This window comes from Curtobacterium sp. MCLR17_042 (assembly GCF_003234695.1).
Taxonomy (GTDB): Bacteria; Actinomycetota; Actinomycetes; order Actinomycetales; family Microbacteriaceae; genus Curtobacterium; species Curtobacterium flaccumfaciens.
On the sequence record NZ_QKTD01000002.1, the window covers coordinates 247273 to 272436 of the forward strand.

General features: G+C 71.7%; 24 protein-coding genes and 3 tRNA genes. 7 read left to right on the forward strand and 20 right to left on the reverse strand.

Features of this window, described 5'->3' with window-relative positions; genetic code table 11:
• Position 1: 1 nt before the first annotated feature.
• Both DEJ02_RS03365 and DEJ02_RS03370 read right to left on the reverse strand, forming a co-directional pair.
• On the reverse strand, positions 2–427 hold the full coding sequence (locus DEJ02_RS03365; RefSeq protein WP_027466539.1) for a MaoC/PaaZ C-terminal domain-containing protein: 426 nt from the start codon (positions 425–427) through the stop codon (positions 2–4).
• Positions 424–873, reverse strand: coding sequence for a MaoC family dehydratase N-terminal domain-containing protein (locus DEJ02_RS03370; protein WP_082047026.1), 450 nt, complete (start codon positions 871–873; stop codon positions 424–426). The genes DEJ02_RS03365 and DEJ02_RS03370 overlap by 4 nt, the downstream gene beginning before the upstream one ends.
• 131 nt (positions 874–1004) lie before the next feature.
• Here DEJ02_RS03370 and DEJ02_RS03375 point away from each other — a divergent pair, with 131 nt between their 5' ends.
• Together DEJ02_RS03375 and DEJ02_RS03380 are read left to right on the forward strand one after the other, a co-directional pair.
• Positions 1005–1403: a hypothetical protein gene (locus DEJ02_RS03375; RefSeq protein ID WP_071406316.1), complete on the forward strand. Its 399-nt coding sequence runs from the start codon at positions 1005–1007 to the stop codon at positions 1401–1403.
• Positions 1404–1514: 111 nt separating this feature from the next.
• Positions 1515–3410 (forward strand): ABC transporter ATP-binding protein, encoded by a 1896-nt coding sequence (locus tag DEJ02_RS03380; protein ID WP_111031994.1) that lies wholly within the window; start codon positions 1515–1517, stop codon positions 3408–3410.
• A 93-nt stretch (positions 3411–3503) separates the two neighbouring features.
• Here DEJ02_RS03380 and DEJ02_RS03385 read toward each other — a convergent pair.
• From DEJ02_RS03385 to DEJ02_RS03405, 5 genes are all read right to left on the reverse strand, one after another.
• A tRNA-Met gene (locus DEJ02_RS03385) sits at positions 3504–3577 on the reverse strand.
• Between the two features lie 32 nt (positions 3578–3609).
• Positions 3610–3681, reverse strand: a tRNA-Thr gene (locus DEJ02_RS03390).
• Positions 3682–3774: 93 nt separating this feature from the next.
• Positions 3775–4923, reverse strand: a complete 1149-nt coding sequence (locus DEJ02_RS03395) for a M23 family metallopeptidase (protein ID WP_111031995.1) — start codon at positions 4921–4923, stop codon at positions 3775–3777.
• A 148-nt stretch (positions 4924–5071) separates the two neighbouring features.
• Complete coding sequence (locus tag DEJ02_RS03400) at positions 5072–5902, reverse strand: inositol monophosphatase family protein (protein ID WP_111031996.1); 831 nt, start codon at positions 5900–5902, stop codon at positions 5072–5074.
• Positions 5903–5960: 58 nt separating this feature from the next.
• Positions 5961–6045 (reverse strand) — tRNA-Tyr (locus DEJ02_RS03405).
• 137 nt (positions 6046–6182) lie between these two features.
• Here DEJ02_RS03405 and DEJ02_RS03410 point away from each other — a divergent pair.
• A complete protein-coding gene (locus DEJ02_RS03410; protein WP_017888627.1) occupies positions 6183–6671 on the forward strand; it encodes a YajQ family cyclic di-GMP-binding protein in 489 nt (162 codons plus the stop codon).
• A gap of 39 nt (positions 6672–6710) precedes the next feature.
• Entirely contained in the window at positions 6711–8171 is a 1461-nt protein-coding gene (gene cls / locus DEJ02_RS03415) for a cardiolipin synthase (RefSeq protein ID WP_111031997.1), read from the forward strand.
• 36 nt (positions 8172–8207) lie between these two features.
• On the opposite strand, the gene DEJ02_RS03420 is transcribed toward cls, so the two are convergent.
• The 4 genes from DEJ02_RS03420 to DEJ02_RS03435 all read right to left on the reverse strand — a co-directional run bounded on the left by DEJ02_RS03420 (position 8208) and on the right by DEJ02_RS03435 (position 12686).
• Complete coding sequence (locus DEJ02_RS03420) at positions 8208–9323, reverse strand: heparan-alpha-glucosaminide N-acetyltransferase domain-containing protein (protein ID WP_111031998.1); 1116 nt, start codon at positions 9321–9323, stop codon at positions 8208–8210.
• A gap of 5 nt (positions 9324–9328) precedes the next feature.
• Positions 9329–10702 carry an FAD-dependent oxidoreductase gene (locus DEJ02_RS03425; RefSeq protein ID WP_111031999.1) on the reverse strand — a complete coding sequence of 458 codons (1374 nt, stop codon included), beginning with the start codon at positions 10700–10702 and terminating at the stop codon, positions 9329–9331.
• 84 nt (positions 10703–10786) lie between these two features.
• On the reverse strand, positions 10787–11863 hold the full coding sequence (locus DEJ02_RS03430) for a polyprenyl synthetase family protein (protein WP_111032000.1): 1077 nt from the start codon (positions 11861–11863) through the stop codon (positions 10787–10789).
• Positions 11864–11894: 31 nt separating this feature from the next.
• The gene (locus tag DEJ02_RS03435; protein WP_111032001.1) at positions 11895–12686 is read right to left on the reverse strand and encodes a demethylmenaquinone methyltransferase; all 792 of its coding nucleotides are present in this window, start codon (positions 12684–12686) and stop codon (positions 11895–11897) included.
• An 86-nt stretch (positions 12687–12772) separates the two neighbouring features.
• Here DEJ02_RS03435 and DEJ02_RS03440 point away from each other — a divergent pair, with 86 nt between their 5' ends.
• A complete protein-coding gene (locus tag DEJ02_RS03440) occupies positions 12773–14032 on the forward strand; it encodes an isochorismate synthase MenF (protein ID WP_111032002.1) in 1260 nt (419 codons plus the stop codon).
• Between the two features lie 77 nt (positions 14033–14109).
• Here DEJ02_RS03440 and menD read toward each other — a convergent pair whose 3' ends face one another.
• Positions 14110–15858 (reverse strand): 2-succinyl-5-enolpyruvyl-6-hydroxy-3-cyclohexene-1-carboxylic-acid synthase, encoded by a 1749-nt coding sequence (menD, locus tag DEJ02_RS03445; RefSeq protein ID WP_111032116.1) that lies wholly within the window; start codon positions 15856–15858, stop codon positions 14110–14112.
• Positions 15851–16210 carry a PLDc N-terminal domain-containing protein gene (locus tag DEJ02_RS03450; protein WP_071406307.1) on the reverse strand — a complete coding sequence of 120 codons (360 nt, stop codon included), beginning with the start codon at positions 16208–16210 and terminating at the stop codon, positions 15851–15853. The genes menD and DEJ02_RS03450 overlap by 8 nt, the downstream gene beginning before the upstream one ends.
• A gap of 64 nt (positions 16211–16274) precedes the next feature.
• Between DEJ02_RS03450 and DEJ02_RS03455 the strand changes: the two genes are divergently transcribed.
• Complete coding sequence (locus tag DEJ02_RS03455) at positions 16275–16610, forward strand: DUF4229 domain-containing protein (RefSeq protein ID WP_111032003.1); 336 nt, start codon at positions 16275–16277, stop codon at positions 16608–16610.
• A gap of 46 nt (positions 16611–16656) precedes the next feature.
• On the opposite strand, the gene DEJ02_RS03460 is transcribed toward DEJ02_RS03455, so the two are convergent.
• From DEJ02_RS03460 to DEJ02_RS18400, 4 genes are read right to left on the reverse strand one after another with little or no spacing between them, the layout of a single operon-like run.
• Positions 16657–17658: a 1,4-dihydroxy-2-naphthoate polyprenyltransferase gene (locus DEJ02_RS03460; RefSeq protein ID WP_111032004.1), complete on the reverse strand. Its 1002-nt coding sequence runs from the start codon at positions 17656–17658 to the stop codon at positions 16657–16659.
• Positions 17659–17698: 40 nt separating this feature from the next.
• Positions 17699–18838 carry an AMP-binding protein gene (locus tag DEJ02_RS03465; protein ID WP_111032005.1) on the reverse strand — a complete coding sequence of 380 codons (1140 nt, stop codon included), beginning with the start codon at positions 18836–18838 and terminating at the stop codon, positions 17699–17701.
• Positions 18838–19767: a 1,4-dihydroxy-2-naphthoyl-CoA synthase gene (locus DEJ02_RS03470; protein ID WP_111032006.1), complete on the reverse strand. Its 930-nt coding sequence runs from the start codon at positions 19765–19767 to the stop codon at positions 18838–18840. Before DEJ02_RS03470 ends, DEJ02_RS03465 begins: the two co-directional genes overlap by 1 nt.
• Before the next feature lie 31 nt (positions 19768–19798).
• Positions 19799–20344 (reverse strand): hypothetical protein, encoded by a 546-nt coding sequence (locus tag DEJ02_RS18400; RefSeq protein ID WP_181435832.1) that lies wholly within the window; start codon positions 20342–20344, stop codon positions 19799–19801.
• A 119-nt stretch (positions 20345–20463) separates the two neighbouring features.
• Here DEJ02_RS18400 and DEJ02_RS03480 point away from each other — a divergent pair, with 119 nt between their 5' ends.
• On the forward strand, positions 20464–21456 hold the full coding sequence (locus DEJ02_RS03480) for an o-succinylbenzoate synthase (RefSeq protein ID WP_111032007.1): 993 nt from the start codon (positions 20464–20466) through the stop codon (positions 21454–21456).
• Positions 21457–21732: 276 nt separating this feature from the next.
• Here DEJ02_RS03480 and ccsB read toward each other — a convergent pair whose 3' ends face one another.
• From ccsB to DEJ02_RS03495, 3 genes are read right to left on the reverse strand one after another with little or no spacing between them, the layout of a single operon-like run.
• Positions 21733–22752, reverse strand: coding sequence for a c-type cytochrome biogenesis protein CcsB (gene ccsB / locus DEJ02_RS03485; protein WP_111032117.1), 1020 nt, complete (start codon positions 22750–22752; stop codon positions 21733–21735).
• Positions 22753–22757: 5 nt separating this feature from the next.
• On the reverse strand, positions 22758–24482 hold the full coding sequence (locus tag DEJ02_RS03490) for a cytochrome c biogenesis protein ResB (RefSeq protein ID WP_228513215.1): 1725 nt from the start codon (positions 24480–24482) through the stop codon (positions 22758–22760).
• On the reverse strand, positions 24466–25164 hold the full coding sequence (locus DEJ02_RS03495; protein WP_071247888.1) for a cytochrome c biogenesis CcdA family protein: 699 nt from the start codon (positions 25162–25164) through the stop codon (positions 24466–24468). The genes DEJ02_RS03490 and DEJ02_RS03495 overlap by 17 nt, the downstream gene beginning before the upstream one ends.

The following is a 25164-nucleotide window of genomic DNA, read 5'->3' on the forward strand; positions in this document are numbered from 1 at the left end:
GTCAGCGGAACACCACCGTGACCTGCGCCTTGCCGAGCACGGTCTGCCCGGCGGCGGTCACGGTGAGGTCGATGCGCTTCGGCCGGCCGTCCTCGTCGACGGTGCCGACCTTCGCGACGATGCCGACGGTGGCACCCTGCTCCGGGTCGACGACGACGGGGCGCGTGAAGCGGACGCCGTAGCCCGCGACCCAGCCGCTGTCGCCGAGCCACTCGGCGACCGGCTGCACTGCGATGCCCATCGTGAGCATGCCGTGGGCGAGGACACCGGGCAGGCCGACCGAGGCGGCGACGTCGTCGCGGTAGTGGATCGGGTTGAAGTCGCCCGAGGCGCCGGCGTACCGGACGAGCGAGTCGCGCGTGATGTGCACGTCGCGCTCGGCGACGACGGTGCCGACCTCGAGCGCGGTGGCGGGTGCGGCGGTCATGCGTCGTCTCCTCGGACCACGAGGGTGGAGGTCGCCGTGACGACGTGCTCCCCCTCGGCGTCGTTCATGGTGCTCTGGGCGGTGACCATCGCGTTGCCGCCGAGGGTCTTCACGCTGGTGACCGTGAGGGTCGCGGTGAGCTCGTCACCGGCGACGATCGGCCGGTCGTAGGTGAAGGACTGCTCGCCGTGGACGACGCGGGAGAAGTCGATGCCGGCGTCGGGCTCGTTCAGGAGCTGCGCGAGCGTGGCCTCCTGCACGACGACGGCGAACGTCGGGGGTGCGACCACGTCGGCGTACCCGGCGGCACGTGCGGCGTCCGGATCGTGGTGGACGGGGTTGGTCGCGAAGACCGCACGCGAGAACTCGCGCACCTTCTCGCGGCCGACCAGGTAGGGCTGGGCCGGCGGGAACGTCCTGCCGACGAGCTCGGGGTTCACTGACACCACGGCAGTCTACCGAGGCCCGTCCGGGGGCCGGTGATCCATGAGAACGCATCAGCTAGACTGTCTGAGACCGATTCGGGGGAATCGGGGCGTGCCGTTCGGCACGGGTTCGTTCGGGACGGGGAGGGCCGATGGACACCACGACGGAGTTCGCCGTGCACACGGGAGACCGGTGCACCGCCATGGAGGTCGCGGCCGCCGCGCTGCGCCGCACGGGCCACCACGTCGAGTCGACGGGTGGCACGATGACCGCGACGGCGGGCAGCCGGACGCTCACCATCCTGCTCGGTGCGCTCGTCCAGCCGGCCCGGGAGTACCGCCGGTACGAGCTGTCGACCGTCGTGGACGGTGCCACCACCACGATCACCCTGCGCCGAGCCGGGCACGGGACGGCCGTGTCCGGCGGCAGCATCGGGGCGAACCGTCGTCGGGCCGCCTGGCAGCAGGTCACCGCCGCGGTCGAGGACGCGTTCCGTGCGGCCGGGGTGCTCGCGACGCGGACGGACACGGGCTCCCACCGCACGCAGTAGGCCGCCGGACGGCTCCCGGCGGGTGGCCGCGCGGCGCACCGCCACGGGAGCGGTCACCGTGGACCCGGTCAGCCATCTAGGTTGGGCCCGGGGCCCCGGAAAGGAACCGCCATGAGCATGGAGAGCGCAGCCTGGAGCTCGCTGTACAAGATCTCGTCCGCGCAGGGCGGCAAGCACGGGTTCTCCCGCGCGTCCGTCCGGCGGATCCTGACGTTCGCGGTGCCGTACCGGGCGAAGCTGCTGGTCTTCATCGGCCTGTCCGTCGTCGGCGCCTTCCTCGCGGTCGCGACGCCGGTCCTCGCCGGGCAGGTGGTCGACGTCATCGTCGCCCGCGGTGAGGTCGCGACGATCGTCCGGTTGGCCGTGGTCATCGCCCTGGTGGCCGTGGCCGACGCCGCCGTGTCGCTGACGACGCGGTGGTACTCGGCGCGGATCGGCGAGGGCGTGATCCTGGACCTCCGGACGGCCGTCTTCGACCACGTGCAGAAGATGCCCATCGCGTTCTTCACCCGCACCCGGACCGGTGCGCTCGTGAGCCGCCTCAACAACGACGTGATCGGCGCCCAGCAGGCCTTCAGCGGCACGCTGTCCGGCGTGGTCACGAACCTCGTGGCGCTGGTCCTCACCCTGATCGTCATGCTCAGCACCTCGTGGCTCGTGACGGTGCTCGCCGTCGTCATGCTCCCGGTGTTCCTGGTCCCCGCGCGCCGGATGGGCAGCCGCCTCGCCGCACTGCGTCGCGAGGCCGCCGACCACAACTCCGCGATGAGCACCCAGATGACCGAGCGCTTCTCGGCACCCGGTGCCACCCTCGTCAAGCTGTTCGGCCGGCCCGACGAAGAGGCCGAGGAGTTCCGCGTCCGCGCCGCCCGGGTCCGCGACATCGGGGTCCGGACCGCGATGCTGCAGTTCGTCTTCTTCACCGCGCTGATGCTCGTCTCCGCGCTCGCCCTCGCGCTGGTCTACGGGCTCGGCGGCTTCCTCGCGCTCGCCGGCCGCCTGGACACCGGCGAGGTCGTCACCCTGGCGCTCCTGCTCACCCGGCTGTACGCCCCGCTGACGAGCCTGGCGAACGCCCGGGTCGAGATCATGAGCGCCGTGGTCAGCTTCGAGCGCGTCTTCGAGGTGCTCGACCTCGAACCACTCATCCGGGAGCAGCCCGACGCGGCCACCATCCCCGACGGCCCGGTCTCCGTCGAGTTCGACGACGTCCGGTTCGCCTACCCGTCCGCCGACAAGGTGTCCCTCGCCTCGCTCGAGGAGGTCGCGACGCTGGACACCCGCGGCGGCGAGGAGGTGCTGCACGGCCTGTCCTTCCGGATCGAACCGGGGCAGACCGTCGCCCTGGTCGGATCGTCCGGAGCCGGCAAGTCCACGGTCGCGCAGCTGCTCTCGCGCCTGTACGACGTCGACAGCGGCGCCGTGCGTCTGGCCGGGACGGACGTCCGCGACGTCACGTTCGCCTCGATGCGGCACACCCTCGGCATGGTGACGCAGGACGGCCACCTGTTCCACGAGACCATCCGCTCCAACCTGCGGTTCGCCCGGCCCGAGGCGTCCGACGACGAGGTGTGGGACGCCGTCCGCCGTGCGCGGCTCGAGCCGCTCATCCGGTCCCTCCCCGACCAACTGGACACCATGGTGGGTGAACGCGGCTACCGGCTCTCCGGGGGCGAGCGCCAGCGCATGACGATCGCCCGGCTCCTGCTCGCCCAGCCGCGCGTCGTCATCCTCGACGAGGCGACGGCAGCGCTCGACTCGACCTCCGAGGCAGCGGTGCAGGCAGCACTCGGCGAGGCGCTCGAGGGACGGACGGCGATGGTGATCGCGCACCGGCTCTCGACGATCCGCAGCGCAGACGTGATCCTCGTCGTCGAGGACGGCTCGATCGTGGAGCGGGGCACGCACGACGAACTGCTGGCCGCGGGTGGCCGGTACGAGGAGCTGCACCGCACCCAGTTCGCCGCGCAGGAGAACGTCGCGGCCGACGTGCCGGCGGCGGACTGAACGCGCGACGGGTGGGCCCCAGCAATCGAAGTGGGGCCGGCAACAGAGAAGGCCCCCTGACCCAGGGGATCCTGGACGAGAGGGCCTTGCGTGTAGCGAGGGCGGGACTTGAACCCGCGACCCCACGATTATGAGTCGTGTGCTCTAACCAACTGAGCTACCCCGCCAGAGATCCGGAGCGGCACGCGCACCGGGTCGGAGCCCCGAGTCAGGATTGAACTGACGACCCCCTCCTTACCATGGAGGTGCTCTACCACTGAGCTATCGGGGCGATGTGCCGCGAACGGCACCACACGAGGATAGCAGACCTCCGACGCTGCTCCGGAACCGGACGAGACGCCCGGGCGTGCCGCGTCGTGGGCCGCTAGTTCGCGTTGGTCTTGAGCCACGCCAGCGGGTCCACCGGGACCCCGTCGACGTGCACCTCGAGGTGCAGGTGCGGGCCCGTGGAGTTGCCCGTGCTGCCGACGAGGCCGAGGATGTCGCCGACCTCGACGTGCTGGCCGGTGACCACCTTGAAGGAGTTGTCCTCCATGTGGCCGTAGACGCTGACGAACTGCTTGCCGTCGACGTCGTGCTCGACCCAGACGTCGTTGCCGAAGCCACCGTCGTTCGCCTGCACCTTGATGACGGTCCCGGCGGCGATGACGCCGATCGGGGTGCCCTCACCCGGGGCGAAGTCGACGCCCATGTGGTTCGTCGAGCAGAACGAGCACCCGGCGACCTGGCGTCCGCCGAAGCCAGAGGTGATCGGGACACCCGTCAGGAACGGCCACTGGATCGTGCCGGTGGGGTCGTTCGTGAAGCTGGAGGAGTCGACGTTCGCGTACTGCGTGGCGTCCGAGACCGTGAACTGGTCGCGCGCGGTCGACCCGTCAGCAGCGGCACCGACCTGCATCGACTGGGTGGCACCCGAGCTGGCACGGGCCGCGGTCGAGCCGGACTCGGGCACCCAGAGCGCCTGGGCCGGCAGCGAGGTCGAGACGACCAGCCCGGCCGCGAAGAGCAGGGCGCCGACCGCGGTCACACGGGAGGCTGACCGGCGGAACGACGCACCACGCTTCGGGGCCGGTGCGCTGGCGGGGGTGCTGGACCGGATGTGGCGGGTCGCCCGGTCGACCGGGGCCTTCGGCGCCGGACGGCTGGTGCGACGACGCGACGCGGGGACCTGCCCGGCGACCCGACGCGGCTGCGACACCGAAGGAGCGGGTGCGGCCGGCTGCGCGTGCACGACGGGCGGGGTGGGGGCCGGCGGCGTCACGATGCGGGAGGCCGGGCGCACGGGCGACGCCGGTGCGAGGTCGATCGGCGACACGGGGGCCGCGGGGGTTCCCGGCGTGGCCGCACCGATCACGTCATCGAAGCTCGGACCCGTCGAGTCCTGCGCCACGACCGCACCCCTTGCAGCGGCTCGCTCTGCCTCGATCCGAGCGCGTCGGGTCTGGTGGACGACCGGGGTGGCGGCGTCGACGGAACCGTCGGTGGGAGCGAACGACAGAGGAGTACGGGGCATGCGTGCGGTGGCGATCCTGATCGGAGAAGGGCTCACTCGTTGGTAACGAGCAGGTAACGGGACCTGAGCACGCTAGCAGGAGACGTCGCAGGTCGCCAGTCGTGGTCATGTCCTCCCGGCACCCCCAGACCTGGGGTTCGGCGCGCCCTCAGGCCCGCACGGCTCCGAGTGCACCGGCCTCGAGCCCACGCACCAGGGCCTCGAGTTCGTCGGCGACGGCGGGGCTCGCGAAGAGGAAGGAGCGGGTTCCCCCGGCCTCCCAGATGCGGATCGCCGCGCCGGCCTCCTGCGCGACGAGGGCCCCGCCCGCCATGTCCCACGGGTTGATCCCGCGCTCGTAGTACGCGTCCACCACGCCCGCACCGACGGCGCAGCAGTCGAGCGACGCCGCTCCCCCGCGGCGGATGTCCCGCACCTCGCCGATGAGCCCGGCGAGTACCGCGACCTGCTCGCGGCGACGGTCGGCCGTGTACCCGAACCCGGTGGCGACGAGCGTCTCGGCGAGCGAACCGGGCGTGGCGACGGACAACGGTTCCCCGTCACGGGTCGAACCCTGGCCGACCGCCGCTCGGAAGACGGTGCCCGTCGCCGGCGCCACGACGACGCCCGCGATCGGCTCCCAGGTCATCGGGTCGGGTGCTCCACGGACGACGCCGATGCTCACGCCGTACTCCGCGCTGCCGTACAGGTAGTTGACCGTGCCGTCGATCGGGTCCACCACCCAGGTGATGCCCGAGGCGCCCGATGCCGACCCGGACTCCTCGCCGTGGAAGGCGTCGTCCGGTCGGGCCTCGGCGATGCGGGCGCGGATGAGTGCCTCGACCTCACGGTCGGCGGCCGTGACCACGTCGACGATGCTCGACTTCCGGTCCGCGACCTCGACCCCCTCGGCGCGGCGCCGTGCGGCCAGCGCCGCTGCATCACGGGCGATCGACTCGGCGAGGTCGGCGAACTGAGATGGGGTGAGGTCGGATGCCATGCACCCATCCTCCCGGAAACACCATCGGCCCCGTCCGCAGTGGACGGGGCCGATCAGATGGTGGCAAGTGAGGGATTCGAACCCCCGAAGGCTACGCCGGCTGATTTACAGTCAGATCCCTTTGGCCGCTTGGGTAACTTGCCATGCGCACCCAGCCGGTGTGATCACCAACCGAAGGCGCGCACAAAAGCATAGCGGATGGCTGACGGTGGTCGTGACCACCGCGAGCCGATCCGCGCGACCGGAACCGCGCCTCCTGTCCGCCGTTAGGCTGTTCCGCATGGCAGACAGTTCCTTCGACGTGGTCAGCAAGGTCGACAAGATGGAGGCGGAGAACGCCCTCAACCAGGCGGCCAAGGAGATCGAGCAGCGGTACGACTTCAAGGGCGCCGACGCCTCGGTCGCGTTCAGCGGCGAGGACGTCCTCATCAAGGCGAACTCGGAAGAGCGCGCCAAGGCCGTCCTCGACGTGCTGCAGAGCAAGGCGATCAAGCGGAACATCAGCCTGAAGAGCCTCGACGCCGGCGACCCGTACCCCTCGGGCAAGGAGTACCGCATCGAGGTGAAGTTCAAGAACGGCATCGAGCAGGACGTGGCGAAGAAGATCGGCGCGTTCCTGCGGGCCAACGCCCCGAAGACGGTGAAGAGCCAGATCCAGGGCGACGAACTCCGCGTGTCGTCGAAGAGCCGTGACGACCTGCAGAACACGATCCAGCTCCTCAAGGGTGAAGAGTTCGACGTCCCGTTGCAGTTCATCAACTTCCGCTGACCAGCGGCCCCTGCGAACGACACCCGACACCGGCACCCCGTGGAGCACTGGCTCAGCGTCGTCATCACCGTCCTGCTCATCCTGCTGGACCTGGCGATCCGCGTCTTCTCGATCATCTACGTCCCGATCAACCGGAAGCCGCAGACTGCGACGGCGTGGCTGCTCGCGATCTTCCTCATCCCCTACATCGGTTTCATCGTCTTCCTGGTCATCGGGTCGACGAAGCTCCCCCGCGCCCGTCGCGAGAAGCAGACCGAGATCAACGCGTACATCCTGGAGCAGACCGAGGGCATCGAGCGGGTCCGCCGTGACCACCCGTGGCCCGCGTGGCTCGAGAGCGTCACGCGGCTGAACCGCGAACTCGGTGCGATGCCGTTGGTCGGTGGCAACTCCGCGGAGCTCTACCCCGACTCCGAGGAGTCCATCGCCGAGATGACCCGGGCGATCGACCAGTCCCGCCGGTTCGTGCACGTCGAGTTCTACATCGCGACGCTCGACGACACCACGCGCCCGTTCTTCGAAGCGCTCGGGCGGGCGCAGGCACGGGGCGTCACCGTGCGGTTCCTGCTCGACCACTGGGCCAGCCGCGGCTACCCGGGCTACAAGGACACCCTGTCGTTCATGGACCAGGCGGGCATCGAGTGGCACCTGATGCTGCCCCTCCTGCCGCTGCAGGGGAAGTTCCAGCGCCCCGACCTCCGCAACCACCGGAAGATCATGGTGATCGACGGCTCGGTCGCGTTCACCGGCTCGCAGAACCTGATCGACGCGTCCTACGACATCAAGTCCCACGTCGAGAAGGGCATGGTCTACAAGGACCTGTTCGCCCGGTTCGAGGGACCGGTCGTCGCGGGGCTCAACGCCCTGTTCGTCACGGACTGGTACAGCGAGACCGACGAGCTGCTGCTGCGCGAGAGCGACCCCGTCCAGCGGGCCGACCGCGGCGATGCGCTCGACTGCCAGGTGGTGCCGTCCGGCCCGGGCTTCGACGGCGAGAACAACCTGCGCCTGTTCAACGCGCTGCTCTACTCGGCGCAGCAGAAGGTCTCGATCACGTCGCCGTACTTCGTGCCGGACGACTCGATGCTCTACGCCATCACCACGACGGCGCAGCGCGGGGTCGACGTCGAGCTGTTCGTCGGCGAGATGGGCGACCACGCCATGACGTGGCACGCACAGCGCTCGTACTACGAGGGACTGCTCCGCGCCGGTGTGCGGATCTGGCTGTACCGTGCGCCGACGATCCTGCACGCGAAGCACTTCACCATCGACGACGAGGTGTCGGTGATCGGGTCGAGCAACATGGACATGCGCTCGTTCAGCCTGAACCTCGAGGTCTCCGTGATGGTGCGCGGTCACCGCTTCGTGGACGCCCTGCGCGAGGTGCAGGAAGCGTACAAGGAGCACAGCGTCGAGCTCACGCTCGACGAGTGGGTCGACCGTCCGCGACGTTCCAAGGTGCTCGACAACGTCGCGCGGCTCACGGCGGCGCTGCAGTAGCCGTCTGGAGGCCCGGTGCGGGTCCGCCAGGTGCGCTCAGCGCATCGGGACGAGGGACGCCAGGGCCCCGACCACCCGCTCGAGCGGGCCGCGGCCGAGGAACCGCCGCCACAGCATCGCGAAGACCACCGAGCCGAGGGCGAACCAGCCCCAGGCCTCGGCCGACTCGGGGTACGTCGGCAGCATCGCGATGACCACGAGGTGCCCCGAGTACACCGTCAGCGGCATCGACCCCACGGCCGCCAGGGGGAACGCGATCCGCTCGGCGACGCGCCCGCGGCCGTCGAACACGAGCAGGCAGAGGGCGATGACGGCGACCGCCACCCCGGCCGTCCCGACCACGTCGACGACCGACGACGAGTGGTCGCGCGGGGACAGGAACAGCTGCGCGAGGGCCTGGCCGGGGGTCGAGCCCTCGCCCGCGTACGGGACCCCGGGGAATGCCAGGGCCGCGTCGTCGGGCAGCGGGGCGAGGACGGACCCGGCGACGTACGCGGTGGCGGCGACCAGTGCGCCGGACGCCAGGAGCAGGACCTGCCGGCCACGGTCCTCCAGGCCGGCCCGCGCGACCGCGAGCCCCACCAGGACGTACGCCAGGAAGGTGACCGCGGGGTAGACCAGGCCGAGCTGGACGCCGATCATGCCGGCGTCCGCGTAGGCCGGCGCGATCGTCAGCGCGGCGAGCGGCGACAGCACCGCGCAGAGCGCGGCGATGCCGAGCAGCGCCGCCGGTCGGACGCGGAGCACCGGGACCACGAGCAGGAACAGCACGCCGTAGGTCGGCAGGATGACGTACACGGGGGTGTCGAGCGCCATCAGGGCGAATCCGATGACGACGACCACGACGGCGCGGATCGCGAGCCGGGCACGGATGCGGCCGATGGTGGGCGGGCCGGGCGGGTCGGTGCGGCCGCTCGTCAGACCGATCGAGACGCCGGCGAGGACCGCGAACAGCGTGGACGGGCGCCCGTGGGCGACGGCGGTCCAGGTGGCCGGGTCGGTCCAGTCGAGCTGCTCCGCGATGCCGCCGATGTGTGCGGCCATCATGCCGAGCAGCGCGACCGCACGGGCCACGTCGACGCCCTGCAGCCGCATCCCCGACGCGGACGCGCCCCGCACCGCTGTGGGCGGGACGGGGCGCGTGTCGGTCATGGTCGTCAGCTCGTCGGGGCGTCGACGCGTCCGAGCGAGACCTCGATCATCTCGTCGCGCGGCACCACCTTGATGCGCTCGCGCCCGTCGACCGCGCCGAGCGCCTGCTCGTGGGTGTCGAGGTGGTGCCAGCCCTCGAGGTCGGTGTACTCGACACCGCGCTCGCGGAGCAGGGCCGGGATCGCCTCGTCGGAAGGGTCCTCCGGGGTCCACCAGCTCGCCTGGTCGTTGACGATGTGCTGCACGGTCTCCATCGCGTCGGACTTCGTGTGCCCGATGAGCCCGACCGGACCGCGCTTGATCCAGCCGGTGGCGTACACCCCGGGGATCTGCTGGTTGTCGTCGTCGAGGACCTGGCCCTCGTGGTTCGGGATGACACCGTGCCGCTCGTCGAACGGCACACCGGGCAGCGGGGAACCGAAGTACCCGACCGCGCGGTAGGCGGCCTGGATCGGGATCTCGCGGATCTCGCCGGTGCCCTCGACGCCGCCCTCGCCGTTCGGACGGGTGCGCTCGTAGCGGATGGCGGTCAGCTTGCCCTGCTCGTCGCCGACGAACTCGATCGGCTTCGCGTAGAAGTGCAGGTGGAGCCGACGGCTGGCCTGGCCGACCTCGCGCGTGCGCCACTGCTCGAGGACACGGTTGATCACCATGACCTGCTTGTTCGTCGCGATCGCGGTCTTCGACGCCTCGTCGTGGTCGAAGTCCTCGTCGTAGACCACCATGTCGACGTCACGGACCTCGCCGAGCTCGCGGAGCTCGAGCGGCGTGAACTTCACCTGCGCCGGACCACGGCGGCCGAAGACGTGCACGTCCGTCACGGGCGAGGCCTTGAGGCCCTCGTAGACGTTCGCGGGGATCTCCGTCGGCAGCAGGTCGTCGGCGTGCTTCGCCAGGATGCGCGAGACGTCGAGGGCGACGTTGCCGACGCCGATGACCGCGACGCTCTCGGCGTTCAGGGGCCAGGTGCGCGGGACGTCGGGGTGGCCGTCGAACCAGCTCACGAACTCGGCGGCGCCGTACGAGCCGTCGAGGTCGACACCGGGGATGTCGAGGTCGGCGTCCTTGATCGCGCCGGTCGAGAACACGACCGCGTTGTAGTGCTTCTTGAGGTCCTCGAGGGTGATGTCCTCGCCGTAGCGGACGTTGCCGAACAGCCGGACGACCCCGCGGTCGAGGACGTCACGCAGGGCGTTGATGATGCCCTTGATGCGCGGGTGGTCGGGGGCGACGCCGTACCGGACCAGGCCGTAGGGCGCGGGGAGCTGCTCGAACAGGTCGATCGACACGTCGTAGCCGTGGGCCTCGCGCAGCAGGATGTCCGCGGCGTAGATGCCGGCCGGGCCGGCGCCGACGATGGCGAGTCGGAGGGTGGGCACTGATCGTCTCCAGTTCGTTCGGGTGGGGGTTCCCGGGGGCCTCCCGACCGGGCCGCCGTGGGCGTGCGCCGTCGGGAGGGGTGTTCAGCGGCTTCGGTCGACGACGGAGTCCGCGAAGCGGGTGAGTGCCCGTTTCACGGTGCCGTCGGGGAGCGGGGCGAGGGCGGCGACGGCTTCGCGGGCCCAGGCGACGGCGACGGCTCGGGTCGCCGCGGTGGCCTCGTGCTCGCGGAGCGCGGCGACGGCCGACTGGTACGGCGCGGAGTCGACCACGTCGTCCGGTGCACCGTTGACGTCGCGCTCGATGCGCTCGACCAGGTGCTGCGCGGACGGATCGGTCACGGCCATCCGGCGCAGCTGCAGGACCGGCAGGGTGTCGACGCCGGCGCGCAGGTCGTTGCCGGCGATCTTGCCGGTCTTGTCCGTCGCGGGGGCGAGGTCGATGACGTCGTCGACGAGCTGGAAGGCCACGCCGACCTTCTCGCCGAAGGTACCGACGGCGTCCAGGTAGGCGCGGTCGGCACCGGAGAACATCACGCCGGCGCGGGCGGCGGTGGCGATGAGCGAACCGGTCTTGTCGCTGAGCACCTGGATGTAGTGCTCGAGCGGGTCGTCGTCCGGCTGCGGCCCCGTGGTCTCGTGCAGCTGCCCCATGCAGAGGCGCTGGAAGGTCTCGGCCTGCATCCGGATGCCCTCGGTGCCGAGGTCGGCCGTGATCAGGCTGGCGCGGGCGAAGAGCAGGTCGCCGGTGAGGATCGCCACGTTGTTGCCGTAGGTGATCTGCGCGGCGGGGACCCCGCGGCGCACGGGCGCTTCGTCCATGACGTCGTCGTGGTACAGCGACGCCAGGTGCGTGGTCTCGATGCTCACCGCGGCCTTGACCACGGCGTCGGTCACGCCGTCACCGAGCTGAGCGATGAGGAGCGTCAGGGTCGGACGGATGCGCTTGCCACCGGCGGACAGCAGGTACCGACTGGTGGTGTCGGCGAGGGTGTCGGTGGAGCGCATGGCGTCCTCGAGCCCCTGCTCGACGAGTTCGAGCCCGTCGTCGACCGCGGAGATGAAGCGTCGGTCGGCGGGCGTGGCGAACAACCGCTCGCCGATGCCCAGCGATGCGCGCAGGCTCGGCGCGCGACGTGCGACCGGGACGCTCGGATTCAAGTGCTGCTCCGTCTTCGGGGGTGGTGACCGGTCAGTCGGCGGCCGGGTCGACGCGCGGCTGCTCGCCGGTGTTCTGGTGGTCACGGCGGGCCTTCGCACGCCGTGCCGCGGACTCGCGCACCGTGTCGGCGACGGGCTTGCGGCCACGGTGCAGTGCGACGATACCGGCCGTCAGGTTGCGGTAGGCGACCACCGAGAAGCCGACACCGCGGAGCCACTGGGTGAGCACCTGCTGGTCGGGCCACGCGTCGATCGACTCGGCGAGGTAGCGGTAGGCGGCCGGGTTGCTGCTCGAGAGCCGCGCGATGCCCGGGAGCACGCGCTTCAGGTAGGTGCCGTAGCCGAGGCGCAGCAGGGCGCGGGGCGGCGTCGAGAACTCACAGATGACGACGCGGCCACCGGGCTTCAGGACACGCAGCATCTCGGCGAGCGCCTGCTTCGGGTCGTTCACGTTGCGCAGCCCGAACGAGATCGTGACGGCGTCGAACGTGTCGTCGTCGAAGGGCAGCTGCTCGGCGTCGCCCTCGACGAAGGTGATCTCGGGGTGGCGTTCACGGCCGACGGCGATCATGCCGGCGGACAGGTCGAGCGCGGTGACCTCGGCGCCCTTCTTGGCGTAGGCCGCTGCGCTGGTCCCGGTGCCCGCGGCGATGTCGAGAATCTTCTCGCCGGGCTGCGGGTCGACCGCGCGGACCGTGGCGACACGCCACAGCGGGGCGTTGCCCGCCGACAGGATGTCGTTCGTGAGGTCGTACTTGGCCGCGACGTCGTCGAACATCGCCGCCACCTCGTCCGGGCGCTTGTTCAGGTCCGCTCTGCTCACACGGTCAATCCTAGAGGTCCCGACCGAGCGTTCACCGGACTCGCAGCCACCCGGGCGGTGCGGGATCGGCGCGTAGCATCGGAGCCGTGACCCGAACCACCACGGCGGCGCCCCCGCTGACGGTCTCGACCCGGATCCTCGACGACCCGGGCGCCGTCCTCCGCCACACGCTCCGCGACCGTCCCCTCGCCTTCGTCCGGAACGGCGACGGCATCGTCGGCATCGGTGAGGCGCTCCGGTTCACCTTCACCGGCCCGGACCGGATGCGGGACGCCGCGGCCCTCTGGCGCAGCATCGTCGAGACCGCCGTCGTCGACGACCCGGTGCAGCTGCGCGGTTCGGGGCTCGTCGCGTTCGGGTCGTTCGCCTTCGCCGACGACTCCGCCGACGAGAGCGTGCTCATCGTGCCCCGGGTGGTCCTCGGTCGGCGGCGCGGCAAGGCCTGGCTGACCGCGATCGACACCACGCTCGGCGCGGAGCCCCTGGCCTTCACCCGGACCTCGGTCCCGGTCCCCCACGTCGGCCCGCACGTCTCCGTGGCGCTGCGTCCCGGGCACATCGACGAGGACACCTACGCCGCCGACGTGACCGAGGCGGTCCGGCGCATCGTGGCCGGGGACGCCCGCAAGGTGGTGCTCGCCCGCGACCTCGTCGGCACGCTGCCGCCGGGAGCCGATCGACGGGCGGTCCTGCTCGACCTCGCGTCGGCCTACCCGCAGTGCGTGACCTTCGCGGTGGACGGGCTGATCGGCGCCACCCCGGAGACCCTCGCCCGCACCGACGGCACACGGTTGACCGCACGGGTGCTCGCCGGCAGCGCCGCCCGGGGCACCGACGAGGTGTCCGACCGGGCCGCCGCCGAGGCCCTGGCCAGCAGTGCCAAGGACGTCGAGGAGCACACCTTCGCGATCGACAGCCTGCTCGCGGCCCTCGCCCCGCTCGCGACGGACCTGCGCGCCGACGCCGAACCGTTCCGGCTGCAGCTGCCGAACCTGTGGCACCTGGCGACCGACGTGCAGGCCACGCTGCCGCCCGACACCACGTCGCTGGACGTCGCCGACGCCCTGCATCCGACGGCCGCGGTCGCCGGGACCCCGACGGACGTCGCCGTGCGGCTCGTCGCCGAGCTCGAGGGCGTCGACCGGGGCCGCTACGCCGGGCCGGTCGGCTGGATGAGCGCGACGGGTGACGGTGAGTGGATGCTCGCGCTCCGCAGCGCCCGGATCGACGACGACGGCACCGTGCGGGCCTGGGCGGGGGCCGGGATCGTCGCCGGTTCGGAGCCGGCGCGCGAGGTCGCCGAGACGGCCCTGAAGTTCCGGCCGATCACCGACGCGCTGGCCTGAGGCAGCCGCGCGGCCCACGCGGTCGCGCGATCCACGCGGTCGCGCGACTCGCGCGGTCCCCGACGGCCGCTGGCCCGTCAGTCGGCCAGCGGGACCTCGATGACGACCCGCTCGGCCGGATCGGTGAGCACCCGCTCCAGGTCACCCCACGTCGCCGCCCGACGGTACTCCCACCCGAGACCGGTGACGATCCGTTCGACGTCGACGTGCTGCGGGGTCGACATCATCCGCCGCATGTCGGCTTCGGGCGTGGTCTTCGCCACCTCGAGCCCGCGGAAGATCGCGCCGCCGTGGTCGTTGCCGACGACGACCTGCACCCGGTGGGTACGTTCCTCGGTCCCGGTGACGAAGGCTCCGAGGTCGTGCAGCAGCGTCAGGTCGCCGAGGAGCACGCGTGTGGTGCCGACGGAGGCCGAGGACTGCTCGAGCGCCGCGGCGATGCCGAGCGCGGTCGAGACGGTGCCGTCGATGCCGGCGAGCCCGCGGTTCGCGTGCACCCGGATCTTCTTGCCGAGCACCCGGGCGTCGGCTTCGCGGATGAGCTGCGACGCTCCGAGGACCAGCCGGTCGTGCGGCCAGGTCACGCCCCAGACGGCCTCGGCGAGCATGGCCCGGTCGACGGGTCGGCGACGGAGCGCGACCTCGTCACGCAGGAACTTGTTCCGCTCGGCGCGGTCGGCGGAGCGCTTGGCGTCGAGGTCCGGGCCGGCGTCGCCGTCCCCCAGGATCCGGCGGCTGGCGCCGACCCAGCGGCCGACCCACGCGCGGTGCTCCGGCCGGGGCCGCCCCGTCACGCGGACGTCGGACACGAAGGTGGTCGCGGCGTCCGGTCGGGAGGAACGGGCCGGGTCGAAGGGGTCGGCCGCCGGTCCCCGGACGACGATCGTCTCGACCCCGTCGCGCTGCAGGAGCGCGGGGACCTCTCTGCTGAGGGTCGGGTGGCCGAGCACGACGGCTCGGCGGACGGCGCCGCCGTGGTCGGCGTCGCGCAGGAGTTCGCGGTAGGCCACCACCAGGTTGCGGCCGAAGCGCGCGCCGCTCGAGACCTCGGCGAGGAGCGGCGCCCCGAGTTCCCAGGCGATCCGCTCGGCGTCCTCGCCGGCATCGTGCCCGGCGATGACGACGGTGCCCGGTTCGTCGTCCGGGGTGAGTTCGGCGACCGGCAGACCCGCGTGCGCCCGTCGGGTCGCGAACGCCAGGTCGACCTCGTCCTCGGGCACGGGGCTGACGTGCTCCGGGGCGAGTCCGGCGGACAGCGGCTCACGGAACGCGACGTTGAGCTGCGCGGGACCGGGCTGTCCGGTGTGCCCGGCTGCGGCGGCGACGGCCTGGCGGGCGAGGGTGCGCAGGGTGTCGCGGACCGAGTCGTCGACGCCGTGGGCCGACGGGGCCTCGACGTCGCGGACGAAGGCGACGGCCTGGCCGAAGATCCCCGGTTGGACGGTGGTCTGGTTGCTGCCGATGCCCCGCAGTTCGTCGGGACGGTCGGCGCTCAGCACGATCATCGGCACGCCGGAGTGGTGCGCCTCGAGCACGGCGGGGTGCAGGTTCGCCACCGCGGTGCCCGACGTCGTCAGCACCGCTGCCGGTCGGTGCGTCTCGACCGCGAGCCCGAGTGCGAAGAACCCGGCGGTCCGTTCGTCCAACCGCACGTGCACGGTCAGCCCGCCGGCGCGCTCCAGGGCGACCGCCGCGAGTGCGAGCGCCTGGGACCGCGAACCTGGGCTCACCACGACGTCGGTGACGCCGGCACGCACGAGTTCCTGCAGGAGGGCGAGCGCGGTGTCCGTCGCCGGGCTGCCCGAACCGGCGGGGCCGTCAGCGATCGGTGCGGCCGTCGTCGTCGCGCTCGTGGAACTGGTCTTCGAGGTCTCGGAGGGTCGCGTCGTCCTGGTCCTTGTCCGTGAGGGTGGTGCCCGGCTCCGGCGTGGTGCCGAGGAAGTCCGGGTCGTCTTCGGGTCCACGGTACCGGGCAGACGCACCGGGGTCGGCCGCCGGGGTGCGACCGAGCAGGAACCAGAGGACGCCGCCCAGGACGGGCAGGATGATCACGAGCAGCAGCCACACGCCCCGACGCAGGGAACGGACGCGCTGACGGGGCATCGTGCCACAGTCGATGGCCGCGTACACCGTGAAGGCGACGGCGGCCACGGCGACGATCAACCACAAGCGGACCATGTGGTGAAGTCTAGGTCGCGACCCTGTGATGCCCCTGCCGGTCGGCGCTCCGTAGACTCACCGTGTGAAAGCGTGGCTCCTGTACACCCTGGCTCGGCTCGGCATCTTCGTGGTGGCGCTCGTGCTCCTCCTGCTCCTGACGCCGATGCCGTGGTACTGGGCGACGATCGTGGCCGCCCTGGTGGGCCTGCTCATCTCGTACATCGCGCTGTCCGGACTGCGCACACAGGTGGCCCTGAGCCTGGCGAACCGCCGCGGTACCCCGGAGCGCGACGCGGACTCGGACTTCGAGGACGACTTCGTCGACGCCGCCGACTCCGACGCCGCGGCCACCCCGACCGTCCGTCCGGTGTCCGACGCCGACCGGCACGAGGCGCGCCGGGACACCGACGCCGACTGATCAGACGGAGCCGGGGCGGGGCCGTCCGGTCGAGCAGCCGGAACGGCTACGGCTGGATGGCCAGGGTGATCCCGAGCACCACGCCGAAGGCGAGCGAGGCGAACGACGACAGCTGCAGGGCCGTGATGAGCTCGCGGGGCTTCCGTGACGACACACCGATCGCCAGCGCCGGCAGCGCCAGCAGCAGCGAGAAGTACGTGAAGCCGGTGCGGAAGTACAGCAGCACGAACCACAGCAGCACGACGTACGGCAGCATCAGGAACAGGCCGTACAGGACGCGGGCCACCGGACGGCCGACGACCACGGCGAGCGTGCGTTTGCCCGCCAGCTGGTCCTCGTCGATGTCGCGGATGTTGTTCACCATCAGGACCGCGCAGGCGAAGAACCCGGCGGCCACCGCGGCTGCCCAGCCGCTGACCGTGACCTCGCGGATCTGCACGAACTGGGTGCCGAGCACGGCGACCAGCCCGAAGAAGACGAAGACGAAGACCTCGCCCAGGGCGTTGTACCCGTACGGCTTCTTGCCGCCCGTGTAGAACCAGGCGGCGACGATGGCGGCGGCCCCCACGAGCAGCAGCCACCACAGCTGGGTGAGCAGCACGATGACCAGGCCGGCGACCGCGGCCAGGCCGAAGAACGTCAGGGCGACGGTGAGCACGGTCCGGGGCTTGGCCAGACCGGCTCCGGTGAGTCGTGCCGGGCCGACGCGGTACTCGTCGGTGCCGCGGACCCCGTCGGAGTAGTCGTTGCTGTAGTTCACACCGATCTGCAGGAACAGTGCCACGGCCAGGGCGAGCAGCGCGACGGCGAGGTGGCCGTCCTTCGCCAGGTAGTCGCCGAAGTCGCCGGGCTCCCCGCTGTCGACGAACGCGACGGCGGTGCCGAGCACGACCGGGACGACACCGAGGGTCAGGGTGCGCAGGCGTGCGCCGCCGATCCAGTCGCGTGCGGTCGCCTTCCGCTTGGTGCGGGCGGGGGCAGCGGCCTTCGCCGGGTTGCCGGACCGGCCCTGCTTCTGCGTCGAGTTCTTCGTTCGTGCCACGAGCACCGATCATATTGCCGATGCGCCGTCCGGCCGCTCGCGGTCCCTACGGGCGGCCCGGCTCCACGAGCGCCTGCACGGCCCGACGGTCGGGTTTGCCCGACGACAGCAGCGGGATCCGGTCCAGCACGACGACGTCCGCCGGCCGGGCGGCTCGGCCCAGGGTGGCCCCGACGTGGGTACGCACGGCATCGAGGTCGAGCGGCTGCTCGGTGATGACGACCGGGACCTCGCCCCACTCCCCCGCCGAGCGCCGGGCGACGACAGCGGTCTCCTGCCCGGGCAGCCCACGGACGAGCCGTTCGACCGCACCGAGCTGGACCTTCTCGCCGCCGGAGATCACCACGTCGTCGAGGCGTCCGAGCACGCGGACCACGCCGTCGGACAGGGACGCCGTGTCCCCGGTCCGGTACCAGCGCAGCCCGTCCCGTTCGACGAAGGCCGACGCCGTACGGGCATCGTCGTCGAGGTACCCCTCGGCGAGCATCGGCCCCGCCAGCTGCAGTTCGCCGTCGACCAGCGCGGTGCGCACCGTGCCGAACGGGACGCCGTCGTACACGCATCCGCCGCTCGTCTCGCTCGCACCGTAGGTCGTCACGACCCGGACCCCAGCGTCGAGCGCACGCTGCCGGAGCGGCGCCGGGGTGGCCTGCCCGCCGACCAGGACCGCGTCGAACCGGGCGAGCGCACGGGTGGCGTCGGGGTCGTCGAGGACCCGGGCGAGCTGCACCGGCACCAGCGAGGTGTAGCGATGCGGCGCGGCCGGACCGGTGACGAGCCGTTCGGCCGCCTCGGTGAACGCGGCGGCCGCGAAGTGCCCGGGCGGCACGACGACGGGTTCGGTGCCCGCGGTGATCGAGCGGGTCAGGACGTTGATGCCGGCGATGTAGTGCGTCGGCAGGGCGAGCACCCAGCGCCCGGGCCCACCGAGTGCCGCGTCCGCCGCGGCGGCACCGGCGAGGAGCGCCTCGGACGAGAGCGCCACGCGCTTGCCGGTGCCGGTGGACCCGCTCGTCTCGACCACCAGGGCGACCGCCTGCCGGACCTCCGCCGGAGGTGGCGTCGGCAGCGCCGGTGCCCCCTCGGCGACGGGGAGCAGTGCGGGGCCGCCGGCGAGTGCTGCCTCCAGGCCGCGCAGCACGGCCGTCGGGTCCGACGTACCGGTCGCGACCAGCGGACGGGGCATCAGTAGTGCCAGGGGAACGCGGTCCACTCGGGAGCGCGCTTCTCGAGGAACGAGTCGCGGCCCTCGACGGCCTCGTCGGTGCCGTAGGCGAGCCGCGTCGCCTCGCCCGCGAACACCTGCTGGCCGACCATGCCGTCGTCCACGGCGTTGAACGCGTACTTGAGCATCCGGATCGCCGTCGGGGACTTGCCGAGCACGATCTCGCCCCAGCGGATCGCCTCGCGCTCCAGGTCCTCGTGCGGCACCACGGCGTTCACCGCACCCATCTCGTACGCGCGCTGGGCGGAGTACTCCTGGGCGAGGAAGAAGACCTCGCGGGCGAACTTCTGCCCGATCTGCTTGGCGTAGTAGGCGCTGCCGTATCCACCGTCGAACGAGCCGACGTCGGCATCGGTCTGCTTGAACTTCCCGTGCTCGGCGCTCGCGATGGTGAGGTCGCAGATCGCGTGCAGCGAGTGCCCACCGCCCGCAGCCCAGCCCGGGACGACCGCGATGACGACCTTGGGCATCATCCGGATCAGGCGCTGGACCTCGAGGATGTGCAGCCGCCCCATCGATGCCTGGGCGGCCGCGGGGTCCACACCCTCGGGCGGGGCGCCCTCGTCGCCGACGTACTGGTAGCCGCTCCGCCCCCGGATGCGCTGGTCGCCGCCGGAGCAGAACGCCCACCCGCCGTCCTTCGGGCTCGGGCCGTTGCCGGTGAGCAGCACGACACCGACACGGGGGTCCTGCCGGGCGTCGTCGAGGGCGCGGTAGAGCTCGTCGACCGTGCGCGGGCGGAAGGCGTTGCGGACCTCGGGACGGTCGAAGGCGACCCGGACGATGCCCTCGGAGACGTGCTTGTGGTACGTGATGTCGGTGAACTGCTCCGCGATCGGAGCGGTGGTCCAGACGTCGGGGTCGAACAGGTCGGAGACGGGAGCAGCCATGCTCCCAACGTACCGCCGGGCGTCCGGCGGGTCAGGCGCCCATGTCGGTCAGGATCTCCGGCGCGACGAACACCATGATCACGATGAGGATCACGGGGTTCGCGAAGAACGCCAGGACGACCCCGACGGCGCCGTACCAGCGTCCGAACGAGCCGACGGCGGCGACGAACCCGAGCACGGCGGCGATGAGCGTCAGGAACACGACGACGAAGCAGATCCCGAAGGCGAAGTTCGTGTCACCGCCCATGAACACGGCGAAGGCGCTGGCGTCCACCGCGGCGGACACCACCGCCAGGCCGAGGGCGATCTTGCCGACGACCGGGTTGCGGCGCTTCGTGCCACCCGCCTGCCGGACGTCGACGGTGTTGCGCTGCATGAGTCGGGCGAAGTCGTCGGAGTCGCGCCCGGGAGCCGCCGCGGATCGAGCGCCCGCTGCCGGGCGGGTCGCCGCCGCGGGTCGGGCTGCAGCTGCCGGACGAGCCGACGCTGCCGGGCGTGCTGCTCCGGCGCTCGACGGGTCGGACGGGCGCTGCGATGCACGCTGCTGTGCTGCGCGCTGCCGCGGATCCACCGCCACCGAGCCTCCCTCGTTCCGGGTCGTTCCCCTCGCCGACCGAGGCCGACCGATGCATGCTAGTGCCCTGCCCTGGCGGTCCCCTCCGAGGAACCGGCAGGCCCCCTGGGTGCGGTGGGAGGATGGCGGACGTGCTCCCCGACCTCGCCGACCTCCTCGCCGACGCCCACGTGGTGGCCCTGCCGATGCGCGTTCGGTTCCGCGGCATCAGCACGCGCGAGGCCGTCGTGCTGCGCGGACCCGCCGGCTGGACCGAGTTCTCGCCGTTCGTCGAGTACGACGACGCCGAGGCCGCCGCCTGGCTGCGCGCCACCGTCGACTTCGGGTGGACCGACCACGAACCCGCCACCGACTCCGTACCGGTCAACGCCACCGTCCCGGCGATCGCCGCCGACGACGTCGCCGACCTGCTCGCCCGGTACCCCGGGTGCACCACCGCCAAGGTCAAGGTCGCCGAACCCGGCACGACGGTCGACGACGACGTCGCCCGGGTCGCCGCCGTCCGCCGGGTGATGGGTCCCGAGGCCGCGGTCCGGGTCGACGCCAACGGGCTGTGGAGCGTCGAGCAGGCCGCCGTGGCACTCGAGCGGCTCGCACCGTTCGACCTGCAGTACGCCGAGCAGCCCTGCGCGACGGTGCCCGAGCTCGCGGAGCTCCGGTCGCGGATCGCCGGCCTCGGGGTCCGGGTCGCCGCGGACGAGAGCGTCCGGAAGGCGAGCGACCCCCTCGCCGTCGCCCGGGCCGGTGCCGCCGACGTCCTGGTCGTGAAGGCCCAGCCGCTCGGGGGCATCACCGCGGCGGGCGCGGTCGTCGCCGACGCCGGGCTGCCGTGCGTCGTCTCCAGTGCGCTCGACACCTCGGTCGGGCTCGGCATGGGCGCGTTCCTGGCCGCCGCCGCGATGACCGCCGGGTACGCCGCGGGGCTCGGGACGGCGGCGATGTTCGCCGGGGACGTCACGGCCGATCCGCTGCTGCCGGTCGGCGGTCGGGTGCCGGTGCGCCGCGTCGGCGTCGCTGCGGAGCTGGTGGAGCGGTACGCCGCGTCACCGGAGCGCACGGCGTGGTGGCGCGAGCGGGTGACGCGCGTGCACGACCTGCTCGCAGCCGCCGGGTAGCGCGACCGCCGCTCGGTCGGGTCCGTCGAGGGTGCACGACACGCCACTCGCGTTCGCCGAGGTCTCCCGTTCCGTCGTTCGGACGGCCCCGGAACGACGATTCGTGCGACCACGCCGCTCCGCACACGGCATGTCGTGACCGGTGGCGGGGTCCGCCGGACCGGTCGCGGCTCTCGACGCACCCCGAACGACGGACGGGAGGCACGGTGCCAGCTGGCACCGTGCCTCCCGTCCGGTCGTGGTCGCGACCAGGGCCGCGTCAGCGACCGGCGCGGCTCACAGACCCGAGTAGCTGTGCAGGCCCTTGAAGAAGACGTTCACGACCGAGAAGTTGAACATCACCGCAGCGAAGCCGATGAGGGCCAGCCAGGACGACCGCGCACCGCGCCAGCCACGGGTCGCACGGGCGTGGATGTAGCCCGCGTAGACGACCCAGATGATGAAGGTCCAGACCTCTTTCGTGTCCCAGCCCCAGTAGCGACCCCAGGCGCGCTCGGCCCAGATCGCACCGGCGATGAGCGTGAACGTCCAGAGGACGAAGCCGACGAGCAGGACGCGGTACGTCAGGACCTCGAGCCGGTCGGCGTCGGGCAACGTCGCCATGAAGCGGAGCTTGCCGGAGGCCGTGCGGCCCTGGCGGTACGTCTGCACGAGCTGCGCCACCGCGAGCCCCGCGCCGAGCGCGAAGAACCCGGTGCCGGCGATCGCCACGAAGACGTGGATGACCAGCCAGTACGACTGCAGGGCCGGCTGCAGCGGGACGACGGGGACCCAGTAGTTCACGGTCGCGATGCCGAGCAGGATGATCGTCAGGCCGGTGATGAAGACACCGAGGAACTTCAGGTTCTGCCAGAACTGCACGAGCAGGAAGATCAGGGTGATCAGCGCCGTGCCGGTCAGCGAGAACTCGAACATGTTGCCCCACGGCACACGGTCGGCCGCGATGCCGCGGAGGACGACCGAGGCGACGTGCAGGACGAGCGCGAGGATCGTCATCGCCATGCCGACGCGCTCGAACTTCGTGCCGCGGCCGGCCGAACCGCCCGACGGCGGTGCGGCGACCTGCTCGAGCACGACGGTGCCGCCGCGGACGGTCGCGACCGTCTTCGCGCCGGGTGCTGCCGCAGCGCTGGCCGCGTCGGCCGAGCTGTCGTCGGCACCCGCGGTCTTCGCGGCGGCCGTGACGTCGCCGGAGCGTTTGGCCATGTCGAGGGCGAACGAGATGAACGCGACCACGTACACCGCCATCGCGGAGTACGTGAGCACGACCGAGTAGGTCGCGAGGTTCGTGGTCATGTCGTTCACTGGGGCATCCTAACTCCGAGGTCCGACGTGTGGCGCTGTGCGATGTCAGCGACGGCCCGTTCGAGGTTCGGGTCCTCGCCGCGTGCGAGTCCGGCGTACTCGAGGTCGTACTCGCCGCCCGCCGTGTCCTTGCGCGGGACGACCTTCACCCAGACGCGACGGCGCGGGACGAACAGCGAGGTGAGCAGGCCGAGGGTGGAGAGCAGGGCGAACCCGCCCACCCAGAGCTGCGAGGGGTCGTGGTGGACGTCGAGGGAGACGTACCGCTTGACGCCGTCGAACGTGATCGACCCGGCGCCTTCGGGGAGCTTCTTCGTCTGGCCGGGCTTCAGCGCGATGCTCGCGGTGTCCGACTGCCGACCGGCGATCTGGTCGAGCCCCTTGGTGCTGAGCGTGTACACGCTCTGCGGGACTCCGCTGTCGAGCCCGAGGTCACCCGTGTAGACCTGCAGCGTCAGCAGCGGGTTCTGGGTGTCCGGGTAGGCACTCGAGTAGGCGCCGCTCGCGAGCTTCGACGCGGTGGGGTAGAAGAACCCGACCATGCCGAGCTGGTCCGGCTTCGCGTCCGGCACCTTGATGACGCCCGTGGAGGTGTAGTTCGCGTCCTCCGGCAGGAACGGCACGACGTCCTTGAAGGCCACGTTGCCGTCACCGTCGCGCACCGTGACCTGCATGGCGTAGCCGTTGCCGAGCAGGTAGACGTTCGTGCCGCCGACGTGCAGCGGGTCGTTCACGCCGAGGCGGCTCGTCTTCGGCTCGCCGCCCTTCTCGGTGCTCGTGACGGTGGCCGAGTAGTCGAGCGCCTGGCCGAGGGCGTCGAGGTTGCGCTCCTCGTACTTCGTCACGAACTTGTCGAGCCGGAGGTTGTAGCCCTTGAGGTCGGTCTGCTGGAACCAGCGACCGGGGTTGAACGAGTCGTACGAGCCGAGCACGTTCGAGAACGTCTGGCCCTCGACCAGCAGGCGCTGACCGGTGAAGCCGAAACCACCGCCGACGCCGACCGCCAGGAGCACCCCGACGAGGGCGGCGTGGAACACCAGGTTGCCGGTCTCGCGCAGGTAGCCGCGCTCCGCGCTCACCGAGTCGCCGAACCGCTCGACGCGGTACCCGGACCGCTTCAGGATCGCCATCGCGCGCGTCACCGCGTGCTCGGCGGACGGGAGGCCCGTGGTCGCGTCGATCCCGGTCGTCCCGTCGATCATCGCGTCCGGCTGCACCGCCACGGTGCGGAAGCCCGCCAGTCGCGTCAGGCGCGCGGGGGTCTTCGGCGGACGGGTCCGCAGTGCCTGCCAGTGGTGCTTCGTGCGGGGCACGATGCAGCCGATGAGCGAGATGAAGAGCAGCAGGTAGATCGCGGAGAACCACACCGAGGTGTAGGTGTCGAAGACCTGCAGCTTGTCGAGCACCGGGTAGAGCTGCGGGTGGTCCGCCTTGTACTGCACGACGCCGTTCGGGTCGGCGGTGCGCTGTGGGACGAGCGAGCCGGGGATCGCCGCGAGGGCGAGCAGCATGAGCAGGAACAGTGCCGTGCGCATGCTCGTCAGCTGCCGCCAGAAGAAGCGGAGGTACCCGACGAAGCCGAGCTTCGGCTGGTTGATGCCGCCGTCGGTGGGGCCGGAGCCGTCGACGTGGTCGGACGGTCGCTGCGGGTCGGAGGCGCTGTCGGCCCCGTCGCCTGCGCCCGTCGGGATGTGCTCGTTCAGGTCAGACCGCGGGGACAAAGCTCTGGATCACCGCCCCGACGCTCGACATGACGGCCGACCAGATACCGGTGACCATGAGCAGACCGATGACGATCAGGATCGCTCCTCCGATGATGTTGACGGTGCGCATGTGACGCTTCACCGCCGCGATGGCCCCCGTGGCCCAGCCGGCGCCGAGGGCGACGAGGACGAACGGGATGCCGAGCCCGAGGCAGTACGCCACCCCGAGCCACATGCCCTGCCAGGCGCTGCCCGACTGGACACTGAGCAGGTTGATGGCCGCCAGGGTCGGGCCGAGGCACGGGGTCCAGCCGAGGCCGAACACGATGCCGAGCAGGGGTGCGCCGAGGAGCCCGGTGGCCGGGGTCCAGCTGGGCTTGATGGTGCGCTGCAGGAACGTGAACCGACCGACGAACACCAGGCCCATCGCGATCACGACGACCCCGAGGATCTGCGTGATGAGGTCGCGCCACCGCACGAGCCAGAAGCCGAGCGCGCCGAACACCGTCGTGTACGCCACGAACACCGCGGTGAACCCGGCGATGAACAGCAGCACGCCGAGCACCACACGTCCCCGACGCTGCCCGCCCTCGGCGACACCGCCGACGTACCCGAGGTACCCCGGCACGAGCGGCAGCACGCACGGGGACAGGAACGACACGAGCCCGGCGAGCGCCGCCACGGGCAGCGCCACGGCCAT

What these genes read in the sequence shown, in the direction of transcription:
- DEJ02_RS03365 (WP_027466539.1), bottom strand. Translation starts at nt 427, where the DNA reads ATGACCGCCGCACCCGCCACCGCGCTCGAGGTCGGCACCGTCGTCGCC.
- DEJ02_RS03375 (WP_071406316.1), top strand. Translation starts at nt 1,005, where the DNA reads ATGGACACCACGACGGAGTTCGCCGTGCACACGGGAGACCGGTGCACC.
- DEJ02_RS03380 (WP_111031994.1), top strand. Translation starts at nt 1,515, where the DNA reads ATGAGCATGGAGAGCGCAGCCTGGAGCTCGCTGTACAAGATCTCGTCC.
- DEJ02_RS03395 (WP_111031995.1), bottom strand. Translation starts at nt 4,923, where the DNA reads ATGCCCCGTACTCCTCTGTCGTTCGCTCCCACCGACGGTTCCGTCGAC.
- DEJ02_RS03400 (WP_111031996.1), bottom strand. Translation starts at nt 5,902, where the DNA reads ATGGCATCCGACCTCACCCCATCTCAGTTCGCCGACCTCGCCGAGTCG.
- DEJ02_RS03410 (WP_017888627.1), top strand. Translation starts at nt 6,183, where the DNA reads ATGGCAGACAGTTCCTTCGACGTGGTCAGCAAGGTCGACAAGATGGAG.
- DEJ02_RS03420 (WP_111031998.1), bottom strand. Translation starts at nt 9,323, where the DNA reads ATGACCGACACGCGCCCCGTCCCGCCCACAGCGGTGCGGGGCGCGTCC.
- DEJ02_RS03450 (WP_071406307.1), bottom strand. Translation starts at nt 16,210, where the DNA reads ATGGTCCGCTTGTGGTTGATCGTCGCCGTGGCCGCCGTCGCCTTCACG.
- DEJ02_RS03465 (WP_111032005.1), bottom strand. Translation starts at nt 18,838, where the DNA reads ATGCCCCGTCCGCTGGTCGCGACCGGTACGTCGGACCCGACGGCCGTG.
- DEJ02_RS03470 (WP_111032006.1), bottom strand. Translation starts at nt 19,767, where the DNA reads ATGGCTGCTCCCGTCTCCGACCTGTTCGACCCCGACGTCTGGACCACC.
- DEJ02_RS03480 (WP_111032007.1), top strand. Translation starts at nt 20,464, where the DNA reads ATGGCGGACGTGCTCCCCGACCTCGCCGACCTCCTCGCCGACGCCCAC.
- ccsB (WP_111032117.1), bottom strand. Translation starts at nt 22,752, where the DNA reads ATGACCACGAACCTCGCGACCTACTCGGTCGTGCTCACGTACTCCGCG.
- DEJ02_RS03495 (WP_071247888.1), bottom strand. Translation starts at nt 25,164, where the DNA reads ATGGCCGTGGCGCTGCCCGTGGCGGCGCTCGCCGGGCTCGTGTCGTTC.